The sequence below is a fragment of the Mesorhizobium sp. M2A.F.Ca.ET.037.01.1.1 genome (genome assembly GCF_003998075.1).
Taxonomy (GTDB): Bacteria; Pseudomonadota; Alphaproteobacteria; order Rhizobiales; family Rhizobiaceae; genus Mesorhizobium.
Genome location: NZ_RZSA01001540.1, coordinates 1 through 911, shown reverse-complemented (window position 1 = coordinate 911; position 911 = coordinate 1). Strand labels below are relative to the sequence as shown.

The 911-nt window shown below is 65.4% G+C and carries 1 pseudogene; it reads right to left on the bottom strand.

What is annotated here, in order from left to right:
- Positions 1-911, bottom strand: a pseudogene (locus EOA27_RS38205) (PQQ-binding-like beta-propeller repeat protein); the annotation flags it as partial.

Genomic DNA, 911 nt, shown 5'->3' with positions numbered 1-911 from the left:
CCCCAGTTGAAGACGCCGAAATTGCCGGGATAGATCAGCGAGCCCTGCAGCGAGGGCGGCGTGTAGCGCCCCTCATAGCGCAATTTCTTCAACTCGATCCGGCAGGCCAGCTGATCGAATAGGGTGATGCCCCACATGTCGGCCCCGGTCAGCGGCTTCGGATTGAAGGAAAGGTCGGAGGCCGGCTGTGTCGGCGAGGCATGAACGCCCTCGATCGCGCCGCCGGGCGCCGGCACGTCCTTGACCGGAATGATCGGCTCGCCCGTGCGCCGGTCGAGGACGTAGAGGTCGCCCTGCTTGGTCGGCTCGACCAGCGCCGGCACGATGCCGTTTGCCGTCGTGATATCGACCAGCGACGGCTGCGCCGGCACGTCCATGTCCCACAGATCGTGATGCACGGTCTGCCGCACCCACCGCAATTGCCCGGTGTTGAGATCGAGCGCGGTAATCGAGGAGGACAACTTCTCGACACTGGCGCTGCGGCCCATGCCGAGCTGGTCCGGCGTCTGGTTGCCGAGCGGCACGTAAAGCAGCCCGAGCTTCTCGTCGGCGCTGGCGGTCGACCACATGTTGGGCGAGTTGTGGGTGTAGGTCTGCCCGGCGGGCAGCGGCGTCGTCACATCCGGATTGCCGGAATCCCAGTTCCACAGCAGCGCGCCGGTGTCGACGTCGAAGGCACGGATGACGCCCGACGGCTCCTCGGTCGAGTAATTGTCGTTGACCGCGCCGCCGACGATGATCTTGCCGGCGACGATCAGCGGCGCCGAGGTCGAATAGTAATAGCCCGATTTCGGATAAGGCATATTGGCCATCAGGTTCAGCGTGCCGCCCTCGGCGAAGGACGGACACACCTGCCCATTGGCGACGTCGAGTGCGATCAGGCGAGCGTCCGACGTCGGCAGGTAGACCCG